The sequence below is a fragment of the Yersinia sp. 2553 StPb PI genome (genome assembly GCF_052217105.1).
In the GTDB taxonomy this organism is placed as follows: Bacteria; Pseudomonadota; Gammaproteobacteria; order Enterobacterales; family Enterobacteriaceae; genus Yersinia; species Yersinia enterocolitica_E.
This window is the reverse complement of sequence record NZ_JAZGPX010000002.1, coordinates 2,439,386-2,453,846: the sequence shown is the minus strand read 5'-3', so window position 1 is coordinate 2,453,846 and position 14,461 is coordinate 2,439,386. Positions and strand designations below refer to the sequence as shown.

The window sequence follows — 14,461 nt, the reverse complement described above, 5'->3', positions numbered from 1 at the left end:
CGACTTGAAATCCGGTCTGCTGCGGGGCAGATAATCAGCATGCGACTCAATATGCCGATATCTGGTGCAGAGGACATCGTTTAAGAACACGTGGGTTCAGTCAAATAAACCACTGTTTACTGGCTATTGTCGCAGCGCCGCTGGCACCGTTAAATGCTGACGATGAAGCTTGCACGAAGCGCACTACGTCATGGGAAAGCGGGCGGCGCAAATAAGTTCGTATTTGCCGGATCAATGCTTCTAGTGGGAAACCCGGCATATCCATCACCCCGCCGCCGAGCACTATCGCATGGGGATCAAACAGATTAATGCTGGTGGCAATGGCTTTCGCCGTTCGTTGCATAAACTGCACAATAAACGGCTGCCCGGTGGCATAGAGAAACAGTTCACTTAGCTCAAACTCGCGCGGCGTGCTGTCATACCATCGGCGTAATGCTAAGCCGGAGCAGGTGGTTTCCAAACAGCCGTAATTGCCGCATCCACACTGCTTTTCATCATCTCCCATGGGGATATGCCCCAATTCACCTGCTACGCCGTGTGCTCCAGTCCAGGGGGCGCCATTCATCCAGATAGCAAACCCCATGCCGGTACCAAGATAAGCACCGAGCACCAATTGCCGCTCAAGTTGATGTTCATGTACGTCATAGGAGAGTTGCATATTAACATCACGCTCGAATTGAACCGGGCAGTGTAGCGCCGCACTCAGCTTATCGGCCAGCCCCGCCAGGTCAGTCGAGGTTAACGGTAAATTTGGCGTGGAAATAATGCTCTTTTTGTCGTTCTCTACCAGTGCCGGGAACCCCATGACCAGCCCTTGGCAGCATGCATTATAACGTTCAAGATATTGATGCAGTCGGGCGCTTAATCCAGCAACTAACCCCGAGGCAATGACATCAGCGGTACGTAACTTCTCACAATGAAGCATCACACCATCGCGCTTGAGTAAACAAAAGCGGATATGGGTCGCCCCCATATCGACCCCGATCACCACGTCATATTTAGGCATGCTGTAACACCTCACTCTTGGCATGAATGATTTGTTGCGACATCAGCGCCCAGGCTTTATCGATATCAGAGGCATGATTGAACAGCCCAGAAGAGCCAACAATTAGCACATCGGCCCCAGCCTCAATCAGACGTTGGTAAGTTGCCTGATTACAAGAACCATCAATTTCAATTTCATAATTAAGCTGGTTTTTTTCACGCCAGGCTTTCAGTTCAACAATTTTATCTAACATTTCAGGGATAAATGGCTGTCCGGCAAAGCCAGGGTCCACCGTCATGACGGTTATTTTATCTGCTTTATGAATGTAATATTTCATGCTATCGACCGGTGTTTCTGGATTGAGGATCAGGCCGACTTTCATCCCTAAACTGCGGATCTCCTCGATCAAGCGAAATGCTTGCCCGTTGAGGGTTTCTGGGTGCAGCGTGATAAAGTCTGCGCCCGCTTTTGCCAAAGGAGCAATGTAATCCTGTGGGCGCGTCACCATTAAGTGGCAGTCCAGTGGTTTGTTGGCGATACGTTTCACTTGGCTGACGAAAAAGGGGGACAGTGTCAGGTTAGGCACAAAATGGCCATCCATAATGTCGATGTGAAAATAGTCCGCATTTTGGTCAATAAATTCAATTTGCTCTTTAAATTTCAGCAAATCCATACACATCAGGGAGGGAGATATCTTCATTATCGAGTCCTTACTTACTGATAAGTCGGTCGAGGGCGACAGCGGCAATAATCAGGCCGCCCATCACCACCAGTTGGTAATAGGTTTGTACTTGGAGAATATTTAGACCGTTATTGATGGTGCCTATAATCAGGCCACCAATAACCACAGAAAAGATGCGCCCCTTGCCCCCAAAGAAGCTGGTACCACCAATAATGGCACTGGCGATGGCATAGGTTTCAAACCCCATCCCGGCCAGCGGTTCAGCCGCGCCAAGGCGGGCTGTCGAAACCACGCCAGCAAGACCGGCACAAATACCCGAGATGATAAACACGACTAGCATGTGAAATTTCACATCGATGCCGGAATAGAAAGCTGAGTTTTTATTGCCGCCCAAGGCGTAGATATTGCGCCCAAGGCGTGTACGGGTGGTCAGAAACCAAAGCACTATGGCGATAAACAGGGCGAATAACACCGGTACCGGAATGCCTAACACACTGGCAGCAAAGAAATTTACAAACTCAAACGAGAAGCCATACACCGAGTTGGCATCAGAAATCACCAAGGTGATACCGCGAAAAATGGCATTGGTGCCAAGAGTGATGATGAAAGGGTGCAGGCCGGTCCAGTTGACCAGACAGCCATTGATGGCCCCCAGCGCGCCACCTACCAGCACACCACCAATCAGTGCTGCGAATATTGGATCGACCCCAGCCAGCATCAATTTTGCGGTAACCATGCCAGACAGCGCCAGAATCGCACCAACAGACAAGTCTATCCCCGCCACTAAAATGGCAAAGAACTCCCCCATCCCAATTAATACGGTGACCGAGCTTTGGACGAATATTTGCGTGATGTTATTGGTAGTAAGGAAATACTCCGACGAAATAGAGCCAAAGATAGCCACAATGATCGCCAGAATGAAAAAAGTGCCGTATTTATCCCAAAAAGCGGCGAAGTTAAACGGCTTTTTCCCAGCCGTATCCGATTTCACTCTTGTGGTAATGCCCATGCCATAATCTCCTTTTCGCTGATGTCATCGCGGTTGGTCAGGATTTGCGTCAATCGTCCTTCACAAAACACCGCAATACGGTCGCAAACGGTAATAATTTCGGGAAGCTCAGAGGAGACCATCAGAATGACTTTCCCCTCATCCGCAAGGGTGCGCATCACTTTATAGATCTCGGCTTTAGCACCCACATCAATGCCTCGGGTGGGTTCATCAAAAATAATCACGTCGGGATGACAGAATAACCATTTAGAAATCAATACTTTTTGCTGATTCCCGCCAGACAGTTCTGTGATGTTTTGCGACACCGAATGGCACTTTAGTGCCAGTAGGCTTCGTTGTTCTTCGGCAATTTCCTGCTCAAGCTGTGGCTTAACCAACCCCATTGCACCTTTGTAACCCCCTTCTTTTAAGCTATGGCTGATAGCCATGTTTTCAGCGATAGAGAAATTGCCGAAAAAACCGTTTTCACGCCGGCTTTCAGTGATATAGCCCATGCCTTTTTTCAGTGCATCCAGCGGGGAGCGGGGGGTGATATTTTTGCCATTCAGCCAGACTTCGCCATGGCTGGTTTTGTCGACACCAAACAGGCAATTCATTAATTCGGTGCGGCCAGAACCCACCAAACCGGCAAACCCGAAGATCTCGCCCCGGTTGACAGCAAATGAAATATCGCGGACTTTTTTCTTATCGCGACTGGTCAGGTTTTTCACCTCAAACACCGTGTCGCGTACTACGTTGCCGGTATTTTCTTTGAAGGCAATAAAGCGGTTTTGTAATTCGCGCCCGACCATCAAGCGCACAATATCGTCGTTAGTGACATCCTGAATCATGCCGCTACACACACTGCTACCATCTTTCATTACTGTATAGCGATCGCAAATACGGCGGATCTCATTCAGTTTATGAGAGATATAAACAATGGCTGTGCCCTCCTTGCGCAACTGATTCATAATTAAGAAGAGATAATCCACCTCTTTATTAGTTAGTGATGAGGTTGGCTCATCCATAATAATAACTTTAGCATCGAGCATTAATGTTTTAGCAATTTCCAACATCTGTTTATGACTGATAGATAAATTAGCCACTTTTTCATCAAGGCTGACTTTTAAACCCACGCGCAATAACATTATTGCTGCCTGGATACGCATTTTTCTCCAGTCTACAATGTTTATACCGCAGACTTTTTTCGTCAGGTGACGGCCAATATAAAGATTTTCTAATACTGTCAATTCATCAATAACACTAAGTTCCTGATAAATGATTCCGATACCTAATTGCGCTGCCTGTTTATGGTCCAGTTTGTCGTAATTAATATCATTAATAGTTATTGAGCCACTCGTTGGAGAGTGAATACCTGACAATACTTTCATTAACGTTGATTTACCTGCGCCATTCTCACCTAATAACGCATGAATTTCATGTGTGAAAACAGTTAAATCAACGGACTTTAAGGCATGAACCGGCCCAAAGGATTTGCCGATCCCCGCCATAGAGATATAAGGCGTGACCATATAATCACCTTAGTTTTTTATTCCTACCGAAATCTACCCTTACCCGACCTAACCCGTAAGAGGAAAACCGAGTGAGTGGCTCTGCTCTTTAATCGGATATTAGCCGGGTGGGTACGGCTATAATGCTATTTGGTGACCAGTACAGAATCCACTAGCGTAAACTGCGGCTGTTTATCCAATGGGATCACTTTCCCCCGTTGAACCGCTTCCACCAGCAGCTTCAACCCGGTAGCACCGATATTCGCTGGGTTTTGTGCAACCGTGGCGGTCATTTGCCCGGCATCTACCATCTTACGTGCTTCGGGTATTCCGTCGGTGCCGACAACCAGAATCTTGCCAACTTTACCTGCATTGGCGACTGCCTGTGCTGCCCCCATCGCCATGGTGTCATTGGCACAATAGATAGCTTTCAGATTGGGATTGCGCTGCAAAACATTGGTGGCGACATCTAGCGCTTTAATACGATCCCAATCAGCAGGCTGGCTGGCAACTAATTTGATTTGGCTGGCTTGCTTAAATGCTTCCGTTGCTCCCGCACGGCGTGCTTCACCAGAAGCGTTACCCGCTTTACCTTCGATAATAGCGACTTCACCACCGGTAGTGCCTAATTTATCAATAATAAAAGCCGCTCCTTTGGCACCTACCGCATTATTGTCGGTCGTGACAAAGGCCTCGACATTGCCTTTAGCTTTTTTCAGATTATCCATATCAATTTTCTCGTCGAGATTGACCAGATAAATTCCTTTTTGCCAGGCACGAGCCACAGGCATAACCAGGTTAACTGAAGACAGTGGCGCAAAGGCTATACCTTTGTAATTCTTATTACTCAGATCTTCGAATAATTGCAGTTGAGACTGAAAGTCACCTTCAGAGGGGGACGCAAATATATCTACACTGACACCTAATACTTTTGCCTCCTCTTCAATTCCTTTTTTCATATCCACCCAAAAAGGATTAGAGAGCGTTTTTAAAATAACCGCATACTCTGCGGCAGCGAACGCACTGGTGGATAACATCATACCTATGGCTGCACCACTAAAGAGTTTTAGAAGTTTATTCATGGCTCATTTCTCATTGTAGGGAGAGAGTTCCGGCATGTCTTAAAATAGAGACATGCCGGTTTTTTATTACTATTATTTATCTCGCCGGAAAAAGTCGACAATAGCGCCGGTTTTTTCCAGATTAATCGTGGCTCGTTCAATATCTTGTTGTGCTACAGAAACAAAAAATGCATCTAATAATGTGAGTTGTAATATACGCGCTGAGGCGTTTCGCCCTAATAAAGGGGTCTCTGGTGCTGGCGAACAAATAATAAAATCAGCCAGTTTGGCAATAGGGGAGTGATAGCTATGAGTAATACATATAATCTTCGCTCCATTCTTCTTTGCCAATTCTACAGCGGCTTTTAAATCACTGGTGCGCCCGGAATGGGACACTACCAGCACCACATCACCTTCTTTCAGTAATGCAGCGGACATCATCATAATGTGTGCGTCTTGGTAAGCCTGGCAACGCACGCCTATACGCAGTAGTTTATGCGCGATATCGGCACAAATCGAATTCGAGCCACCCACGCCGTATAAATCACGCTGTCTGGCACCATAGAAAAAGCGTGCAGCACGGTGGATTTCATCGACGTTAACGATCGATTGCCCTTCCATAATCGTGCGCAGGGTGATGTTAAATACCTTATTAACCACATCCTCTGGCGCTTCATCAAACGATAACTCAGCCGGTAACACCTGTTCAGACTGCGAGAAGTAATCAATCAACGTACTGCGCAGATTGCGAAAGCCACTAAAACCCAGCAGTTTTGAAACTTTAACAATCATTGCTTCCGACACCATGAGGGTCTCGGCAACATCCTTAATCGCCGGTGCGGCACTCAAGTTCCCAGGTGTAAGAAACCATTCAACAATACGGCTTTCATTTTCCGTCATCCCCTCCTGCTTCATTCGTAGGTAGGGGGCGATACCGATCCCGTTAGGAATACCTTGATCAAACTCTGACTGACTCATCTCGGTCCCATGTCCAAAAATTGAAGACGTCACTATATCACCACAATGTGTTGACGAAATATGCAATCAACTTCACAGAATTTGATAATTTATAAAGTAACTATGGTTTGTGTAGTTTCTCATTGGCGGGTTTAAATATTATAAATCAATTTATTATAATTAAAATCAATTGGTTGTGTGTATTGCGTAGAGGTTATTTAACGGGATGTTCTTTATGGTTACTACACAAGTTATTTAAATTCGATGATTATTGTGCGTAAAATGGACACATTGCTGCGGCCATTGTCGGGGTTTTTAACTAAAAGTATCGTTTTAGCTCACATAAAAATGAAATTTGTGAAGTTTGGCTTACTGACGAATGAGAGGTTATTCAATGAAAAGTATTGCTCTGGGTTGCGATCATGTTGGATTTATTCTGAAAGCGGATATTGTTGCTCACTTACAAACGCGTGGCATCAAGGTGATTGACAAAGGTTGGTGGTCTACAGAACGTACGGATTATCCACGTTATGCCAATGAAGTTGCTGAGGCGGTGACGGCTGGGGAAGTTGATGGTGGCGTCTTGATTTGTGGTACGGGCGTAGGCATCTCGATTACGGCAAATAAACATCCCGGTATCCGCGCGGTAGTGTGCAGCGAACCTTATTCGGCACAGCTTTCCCGACAACATAATAATACTAATGTACTGGCTTTTGGCTCTAGGGTCGTAGGGTTGGAACTGGCTAAGATGATTGTGGATGCCTGGCTTGATGCAGAATTTGAAGGGGGGCGACATCAAACACGGGTAGACGCCATAACCGAGGTGGAAACACGATTTAACGCATTGTAATAAGACCGACCACTATTCCTGTCGATATGTAGAAAGGGTTCGTTATCCCCCCATCTTGCGAGGGGGGATAGACTTATTTGCTGATGCGCTCGACATAGCCTTGACCAATGACAAGGCGGCCTATGGGGCAGCCACTTTATAATCAGGGCCGTTTGTCTTCTCACTGGTGTTAAAGCATGGCTTATCAACTTAATCTTAATTGGCCCGAATTTTTAGAGAAATACTGGCAAAAACAACCTGTTATATTAAAAAATGCCTTCCCTAACTTCATTGATCCTATTACGCCAGACGAACTGGCGGGTTTGGCGATGGAAGCGGAGGTAGATAGCCGCCTAGTCAGCCATAGTAATGGTCAGTGGCAGGCCAGTAATGGGCCGTTTGAGCATTTTGATAATCTGGGTGAGACCGGATGGTCGTTGTTGGCTCAGGCAGTTAACCACTGGCATGCTCCGTCTGCCGAACTGGTGCGCCCATTTCGCGTGCTGCCGGACTGGCGTTTAGACGATCTGATGATCTCTTTTTCCGTACCGGGTGGGGGTGTTGGACCGCATATCGACCAATACGACGTCTTTATCATTCAGGGGATGGGCAGCCGCCGCTGGCGCGTGGGTGACAAATTACCATTGAAGCAGTTTTGCCCACATCCGGCGCTGCTCCACGTTGAGCCTTTCACACCAATCATTGATGAAGACCTCGAACCGGGTGACATTTTATATATCCCGCCGGGCTTTCCGCACGACGGTTTCACCCATGAGACGGCGCTCAATTACTCTGTCGGATTTCGCGGGCCGAATGGCAGGGATCTGATCAGTAGTTTTGCTGACTATGCGCTGGAGAAAGATCTCGGCGGTGAGCACTACAGTGATCCTGATTTAACCTGCCGGGAACATCCGGGGCGGGTTGAGGAACACGAGCTTGATCGCTTGCGCCAGATGATGGTTGATATGATTAATCAGCCGGAAGATTTTAAGCAGTGGTTCGGCCGCTTTGCTACCACGCCGCGCCATGAGTTGGATATCTCTGCCGCGCAACCACCCTACGAGCAGGATGAAATTGTGGGTGCTTTGATGGATGGTCAGATCTTGACGCGCCTGAGTGGCTTACGTGTTCTGCAAGTTGGCGACAGTTTCTTTATCAACAGTGAACGGCTGGAAACGACCGATGCTAAAGCTGCTGACGCACTGTGTCGTTACACCATGATTGGCAAGAAAGAGCTAGGTGAGGCACTAAATAACCCAGCTTTCATGGCTGAGTTAACCGAATTGATTAATCAGGGTTACTGGTTCTTCGACGAATAAAAATGCAATCAAGAGTGGCTTCCGAATGCGAATATCATGATGAGATTCGGAGGCCGCAGTGATTTTCCCACCTTGTATACAAACCAAACGATTAATCAAGCCGGGGCATTTTTATGGCTATAACCGATCTTTTATTGGCGATTTTTTATAAAGTTAATTTGATTTGAAGGGGAATAAGATAAGAAATAATTTAACGATAATAAAATAAATTATGGATGGCTGAGGGGATGTTTAATACTACAGGGACTAAATGTAAAGGCATTAATAAATAGCCCCACTTAATCTAAGTGGGACTTTATGCTATTATTTTGTCTTAGTTTTTGGCTGTCTGATCAGTGGTGGTAGTATTCTGGCCCTGGCTGATAGAGTAGGTCCCTTTATAGCTATCACTGTCGCCGATATTTGCCATTGAAACAGTTGGTGCCAGGATTGCTGCGATAAGTGCGATTGCTGCGATGGTAGTTTTCATAATAAATTCTCTTCTATTTGTGTATGTGAAAGCGGGTTGCTTTCGATAGGAATAATGTTACTCCGATCACAGAATTTGAATACTAAAGAGAATTGTTCATCTTGTTCAAAAAAAATGAATGAATAAGGGCGATGGACCCTTTGTTATAATGAGCATAATTTATCACTGCACAGAAACAAGAGGCGCGCGGTTGTACAACTCGCTAACTATTGATGAGTTTCATCTGCTTTACCGTTGCTCAACAGGGTACTTACGCAGGCATATCAATGAATGAGGAAAGTGGTCTTCTAAAATCTTCAGGATGTGGGGATAACGCCACTGTTCGTAAATGGCGATTACAGATAAACCATATCTCATCGCGGTCATTAGACAATATATAGTAAGCATCTGAGGTTTCTGATGGATTGAATAGACCTAATGCTCGATAGGCAGATGTTTCATTAAAGCCGCTCTGAAGTGGTAGTGGCCTTGGCCCATTGTCCATTTCACTGACTCTTAGATACAGCCCTTGTTCCAGCCACACCATCAGATAACCTCAAATTAAGTAAATTTGCATTAATTATAGTGCACAAATATTTATGATTTATAAGACTCGTCTGTTAATCAAAAAAAGAGGGGCAAGTGAAGTGAGTTTCCCCATTGATTCCCTATCATCCTAGGGGCAGGACAACTCAGCATAGGTCGCTAAATTTTACGGCGACAAGATATTGATAGCCTCATTAGGCCATTCCAATTATACGTGGCAGAATATAAAAAAATAAATACAACTATTTCACCTGAGATGACAAATAGATAAATATGGATCGTTCACGCTTACTAAAGTTCCTGCTGCCTTATCTGTGGCCTAAAAATAACCCTAAGCTTCGCTATTATTTGGTCGCTGCGGTGATATTTATGGTGGTTTCCAAGGTCAGTACCACTCTGGTCCCACTGGCCTATAAGGCAATGGTTGATACATTAAGCAGTGAGAACGCCAAGATGCTGGCTATTCCAATTGGTTTCATTATTGCATACGGCATCGCCAGAATTAGCGCCTCCTTATTTGAGGAACTGCGGAACGTGATGTTTGTACATGTTAGCCAGAATGCGACTCGGTTACTCGGCTTACGTGTATTTAAACAATTGCATGAGCTAAGTTTGCGCTTTCATCTGGACCGACAAACCGGTGGTTTATCACTGTCAATTGAGCGAGGAACTCAAGCCGTTGCTACTGTACTTTCGCGCTTGCTGTTCTCTATCTTCCCAATTTTGTTTGAAATAACACTGGTTTCGTTGATCATGTGGCATCTATTAGATGGCTGGTTTGCTATCGCGATTTTGGTGACGGTTGGGTGCTATATCTTGTTTACGGTTATGGCCGTCAGTTGGCGAACCCGCTTCAGGCGTGAGCTAAATAAAGCCAATGCCGATGCTAACACTAAGTCTATCGACAGCTTGCTCAATTATGAAACAGTGAAATATTTTGGTAATGAAGCGTTTGAAGCGCAGCGTTTCAACACCTCACTGCAACTCTATGAACATGCGGCAATCAAAAATCAATTCAGTTTTACTGCATTGAGCCTTGGGCAGACTGCAATAATCTCAATTGGATTGGTCGTCATGATGGCGATGGCGGCGCAAGGTATCACGCAGGGCAACATGACTATCGGTGATTTCGTATTAGTTAATGCCTATCTGCTTCAGTTATATCAACCACTTAATTTCTTTGGGTTTATCTATTCTGAGATCAGACAAGCACTGATTGATATGGAAAATATGCTCGATCTGCTGATGGTTAAGAAAGAAGTGACTGATAGACCAGATGCATTACCTTTGAAACTGACACAAGGTGAAGTCCGTTTTGAGTCGGTCAGCTTTGGTTATGACCCTCGCAGACCTATTCTGGATAACGTGAGTTTCAGCATCCCTGCAGGTAAAACAGTCGCTGTAGTGGGGGCCTCCGGTGCGGGGAAATCAACGCTTTCACGTTTATTGTTCCGTTTTTATGATGTGACGGGCGGCGCGATTTATATTGATAATCAGGATATTCGGGCGGTTACCCAGTCAAGTTTGCGCGAAGCGATTGGCATTGTACCGCAGGATACCGTGCTGTTTAATGACACATTGCGTTATAACATCGCTTATGGCAGAACGTCTGCAACTTTTGCAGAGATAGAACGCGCGGCAAAACTGGCACATATCCATAAATTTATTACTAGCCTGCCAGATGGGTATGATACGCGGGTAGGGGAACGGGGGTTGAAGCTTTCCGGTGGCGAAAAACAGCGGGTAGCCATTGCGCGCACTATTCTCAAAAACCCCGCAATATTGGTATTCGATGAAGCGACCAGTGCGTTAGATACGCAAACTGAGCGCGAAATTCAGGCTCATCTGCGAGAAGTTAGTCGCGACCATACTACGTTGGTGATTGCCCATCGCCTATCAACAATCATTGATGCGGATGAAATTATTGTATTGGATGCCGGCGCAATTGTAGAGCGAGGCCGCCACGACGCACTATTACTGACCAATGGGCGTTACGCCGCTATGTGGCAAAATCAATATCATGAGGAGGAGCAACTCGTAGTGTAACTCGCCGCCCGTAAGGGTTATTCAAAAGAGTGCATTAAGATGAAGGTGCCCTCGCTTCTTTGGTATCGGTTGATTTGTGGAACCAATTCTCTGAAATGCGCAGTGGCACAATGTATGTCTAAAGCGGCTTGATCTGGCCATTCCTCAACAAAAATAAAATGGCCAGGGTCTTTATGGTTGATACATAAGTCATAGGATATACAAAGTGGTTCACGCTTTGTACTGGCCACTAATTGTTTATACAGCGGCATAACATCGATAATGTGTTCCGGTTTTATAAAATCTTGGGCAATAACTTTTAGCATTTTTTACTTATGTAACCTCGATTCAATAGAGATAAATAACGCGCGGTGCCAGAAAATGTTATGTAGAGACCGCTCTCTGGCAATTGTTTCATTGTTGGATGATGGCTACGCCCCGGTAAAGTAGGTATAAGCGAATACCGCCAGTGCAATGGCTATCATAATCATGGTTGTCTTTCTCATTCCTGCTCCGATTCTGTGGTCTGTTTTTGTTTTGAGGTTAATCCAACAAGATAACGGAAAATAGCTTAAAAGACACTGATGTGCAGTTCAATATGAGAAATGATCCCTGCGAAAAATTGATCTGTGGATGGCATCGCTGTCACCCCAGCGATGCTATTTAAGTATGGTATTACCTGTGCCGCCAAAATAGTGATAGATAGTTTCAATTGAAGTAAACATGCGCATGTCATTTTTAGTGATCTTGCTCACGGTATTGGCGTGATGATTTGTGTTAATTATATTTGTGTGGTAGCGAAGTAGGGGGTGTGAAATGTCAGCACTAGAGAAACTGGTTTCTGAATATTGCCATACCAGCCTGGACTTTGTGGCATCCACGGTTGCTTTTATGGAAAGCCAAAAGAAGAACATTGATGTTGATGAAGTTGAGGCCAGCCTTTCGTTGGACGAACGAGACTATTTCCACGAAAGATTAGCGCATTACAGGGGCATATACCGGCCTTTGTAACAGTGCCTCAATGCTAAATAAGCCGCCTAAGGGCGGCTTATTCGATCATGATATGCCATTCTCACCAAGCAAATCGGTGATTACGCTTGGTGGCGAGGATCACACTTGATGCTTTAAAAAGAGCAGTTACCTCACTTCTTACAACCAACGCCATTTCCTCAAGACTTTCATTGGTAATCACTGAAATAAGTGCCAGCCTGTTGGCGGTAACGGCTTGAACCACAGAAAATAGAGATATTTACTGCTCAAAAAACATTCAAGTAAGCTAAGGTTAATACAGGCCATACACTGACTGTGGAGCCTGGTATGTACCATAAAATAGACGGCAGCGAATACCAACGTATCTTCGTGGTTGGAGATATTCATGGCTGCTATAAAAAACTGATGGATGCCTTGGAACGTGTTCAGTTTGAGCGTTCGACTGATTTACTGGTCTCTGTCGGAGACTTGGCTGATCGGGGTTTGCAGAATATTGAATGTTACGAACTGCTTAATAGCCGCTGGTTTCATGCGGTGCGTGGTAATCATGAACAGATGGCAATTGATGTGTTAGCGGGTGGAGAGGTTGACACTTGGATAGCAAATGGTGGGCGATGGTTTTTTTTACTAGATGTAAGTAATAAACATCTGGTAGAACAACTCATTAGGCGGGCAGAACAATTACCTTTAATTATTGAGGTTAACACTGACCAGGCGAAATATGTTGTTGCTCATGCTGATTATCCTTCAGATGAATATGTCTACGGCAAAGCTGTTAGTGAGCAATTAGTGCTCTGGAACCGTAAGCGTCTTAACGCATCGATGAAAGGGGAAAACCACGAAATTGTAGGGGCAGATAAATTTATCTTCGGTCATACACCGCTGGTGAAACCCTCACTATTTAAAAATCAGCTTTATATCGATACCGGTGCGGTATTTGGCAATACGCTAACCGTGATTCAAATCCAGTAGCCGGTCAACCCCACTGCTGCCTTCTTAACGACCTCAATACGAGATACAACCAGGCATAATCAAAAGCTCTGGCTGGCCTATTATCGCGTTTGGTCGGCCAGCCGATAGCAATTAAAATGAGATAAAGCGGGATGTGTACTTATTGAGTAATAGGATACGCGACAATAATACAGAAGCAGCAAACACTGACAGTAGTAACGTAAATCTCAGCGTGACGTCGGATAAGTTATATGCACTGGCAATGAAATAGAAAATTCCATCATGCAGTATATACACCCCGATCATTGAGGGGCTGATATAGGCCAATGTTTTCTTTATCCATTGGTGTTTAGTGTCAAAGTTATCAAATATGACAAATAAACATAAACTTAGTATTAAAACGTGTAAGTTATCAAGGAAATAACCTGCATTCACTGTTTTATATACATGTATCGACATAAAACTTTCGTAAAAATACATTGAGATTGCTGTTGGCAGCAGCAGCACTTTAGCGATGAGACGCACTCTCGGTAACTTGGTTATTTTCTGGCACATCTTTGAGCAGAGGAACCTACCGGTTATATAATAGAAAACCCAAGTCCATAATCTAAAATATTGTGGGAAATCAATTAAATATGGCCTTTCAGTGAAGGCGCTGATCAGATCGATCGTAATCGAGAAAATAACCAGACACGAAAGGGTTATGATGGCCGTTCTGTTGCTTTTCAAAACCTTCGAGATTATCGGGTTAAGCAGATAAATAATGGCAATGCTGAACAAAAGCCAACTTTGTAGGAAATACCCTCGTTTGAAGCCATCCTCATTGATAAAATAGAAAAGGACGTTCCAAAAGATAATAATCGTTATTATAGATTTTAATTTACTGAGGATATCCTTTTGATCTATCTCATCATTAGAGTCGATATAACCGATGATCATGAAAAATAATGGGGTAGCAATAATCGATAAAAAGTATAGAACACTCATTACTTCGCCGCCTAAAAAACACTGGTCAGTACAGGTTTTACTTGCAGAGTAGAAAGTAACGGCAGAAAAGCAGCTTAACGTTTTTAGGGCATGTAAACCGACGTTTCTCATAAAGTAGTTTGACTTAAAATAAGGTTAAATGAGAGATGCAGCTTCATAGGGTGTATGGTTTGCATCAGAAC

General features: G+C 44.7%; 15 protein-coding genes and 1 pseudogene. 5 read left to right on the top strand and 11 right to left on the bottom strand.

Translation table 11 applies throughout. From position 1 onward, the window contains the following. Positions 1-100: 100 nt before the first annotated feature. The 6 genes from alsK to V2A84_RS12805 form a co-directional block, all read right to left on the bottom strand. Positions 101-1,006 carry an allose kinase gene (gene alsK, locus V2A84_RS12830; protein WP_083159719.1) on the bottom strand — a complete coding sequence of 302 codons (906 nt, stop codon included), beginning with the start codon at positions 1,004-1,006 and terminating at the stop codon, positions 101-103. Continuing rightward, a complete protein-coding gene (alsE, locus tag V2A84_RS12825; RefSeq protein WP_083159717.1) occupies positions 999-1,685 on the bottom strand; it encodes a D-allulose 6-phosphate 3-epimerase in 687 nt (228 codons plus the stop codon). The genes alsK and alsE overlap by 8 nt, the downstream gene beginning before the upstream one ends. Positions 1,686-1,695: 10 nt before the next feature. Next, a complete protein-coding gene (alsC, locus tag V2A84_RS12820; RefSeq protein ID WP_049605299.1) occupies positions 1,696-2,676 on the bottom strand; it encodes a D-allose ABC transporter permease in 981 nt (326 codons plus the stop codon). Continuing rightward, positions 2,655-4,187: a D-allose ABC transporter ATP-binding protein AlsA gene (gene alsA / locus V2A84_RS12815; protein ID WP_442848885.1), complete on the bottom strand. Its 1,533-nt coding sequence runs from the start codon at positions 4,185-4,187 to the stop codon at positions 2,655-2,657. The genes alsC and alsA overlap by 22 nt, the downstream gene beginning before the upstream one ends. A 125-nt stretch (positions 4,188-4,312) precedes the next feature. Next, positions 4,313-5,248 carry a D-allose transporter substrate-binding protein gene (alsB, locus tag V2A84_RS12810; RefSeq protein ID WP_050081748.1) on the bottom strand — a complete coding sequence of 312 codons (936 nt, stop codon included), beginning with the start codon at positions 5,246-5,248 and terminating at the stop codon, positions 4,313-4,315. Between the two features lie 72 nt (positions 5,249-5,320). Beyond that, positions 5,321-6,205, bottom strand: a complete 885-nt coding sequence (locus V2A84_RS12805; RefSeq protein ID WP_083159713.1) for a MurR/RpiR family transcriptional regulator — start codon at positions 6,203-6,205, stop codon at positions 5,321-5,323. A gap of 373 nt (positions 6,206-6,578) precedes the next feature. Here V2A84_RS12805 and rpiB point away from each other — a divergent pair, with 373 nt between their 5' ends. Together rpiB and V2A84_RS12795 are read left to right on the top strand one after the other, a co-directional pair. Beyond that, a complete protein-coding gene (gene rpiB / locus V2A84_RS12800; RefSeq protein ID WP_050286045.1) occupies positions 6,579-7,034 on the top strand; it encodes a bifunctional allose-6-phosphate isomerase/ribose-5-phosphate isomerase RpiB in 456 nt (151 codons plus the stop codon). A gap of 176 nt (positions 7,035-7,210) precedes the next feature. Then, positions 7,211-8,332 (top strand): ribosomal protein uL16 3-hydroxylase, encoded by a 1,122-nt coding sequence (locus V2A84_RS12795; RefSeq protein WP_083159711.1) that lies wholly within the window; start codon positions 7,211-7,213, stop codon positions 8,330-8,332. A gap of 313 nt (positions 8,333-8,645) precedes the next feature. Here V2A84_RS12795 and V2A84_RS12790 read toward each other — a convergent pair whose 3' ends face one another. Both V2A84_RS12790 and V2A84_RS12785 read right to left on the bottom strand, forming a co-directional pair. Further along, positions 8,646-8,801 carry a hypothetical protein gene (locus V2A84_RS12790; RefSeq protein ID WP_193784700.1) on the bottom strand — a complete coding sequence of 52 codons (156 nt, stop codon included), beginning with the start codon at positions 8,799-8,801 and terminating at the stop codon, positions 8,646-8,648. A gap of 250 nt (positions 8,802-9,051) precedes the next feature. Continuing rightward, positions 9,052-9,327 (bottom strand): hypothetical protein, encoded by a 276-nt coding sequence (locus tag V2A84_RS12785; RefSeq protein ID WP_083159708.1) that lies wholly within the window; start codon positions 9,325-9,327, stop codon positions 9,052-9,054. A 272-nt stretch (positions 9,328-9,599) separates the two neighbouring features. Between V2A84_RS12785 and V2A84_RS12780 the strand changes: the two genes are divergently transcribed. Further along, entirely contained in the window at positions 9,600-11,372 is a 1,773-nt protein-coding gene (locus tag V2A84_RS12780) for an ABCB family ABC transporter ATP-binding protein/permease (protein WP_442848884.1), read from the top strand. Positions 11,373-11,389: 17 nt separating this feature from the next. Here V2A84_RS12780 and V2A84_RS12775 read toward each other — a convergent pair whose 3' ends face one another. Then, entirely contained in the window at positions 11,390-11,677 is a 288-nt protein-coding gene (locus V2A84_RS12775; RefSeq protein ID WP_083159704.1) for a putative quinol monooxygenase, read from the bottom strand. Between the two features lie 490 nt (positions 11,678-12,167). Between V2A84_RS12775 and V2A84_RS12770 the strand changes: the two genes are divergently transcribed. Continuing rightward, positions 12,168-12,362, top strand: a complete 195-nt coding sequence (locus V2A84_RS12770) for a glycogen synthase (protein WP_083159702.1) — start codon at positions 12,168-12,170, stop codon at positions 12,360-12,362. A gap of 61 nt (positions 12,363-12,423) precedes the next feature. Here the strand turns inward: V2A84_RS12770 and V2A84_RS12765 are convergent. Continuing rightward, positions 12,424-12,588 (bottom strand): annotated as a pseudogene (locus V2A84_RS12765) (TOBE domain-containing protein); the annotation flags it as partial. An 80-nt stretch (positions 12,589-12,668) separates the two neighbouring features. Between V2A84_RS12765 and V2A84_RS12760 the strand changes: the two are divergent. Beyond that, positions 12,669-13,313, top strand: a complete 645-nt coding sequence (locus V2A84_RS12760) for a metallophosphoesterase (RefSeq protein WP_083159700.1) — start codon at positions 12,669-12,671, stop codon at positions 13,311-13,313. A gap of 111 nt (positions 13,314-13,424) precedes the next feature. Here the strand turns inward: V2A84_RS12760 and V2A84_RS12755 are convergent, their stop codons facing one another. Next, positions 13,425-14,390 carry an acyltransferase gene (locus V2A84_RS12755; protein WP_083159698.1) on the bottom strand — a complete coding sequence of 322 codons (966 nt, stop codon included), beginning with the start codon at positions 14,388-14,390 and terminating at the stop codon, positions 13,425-13,427. Positions 14,391-14,461: the final 71 nt, after the last annotated feature.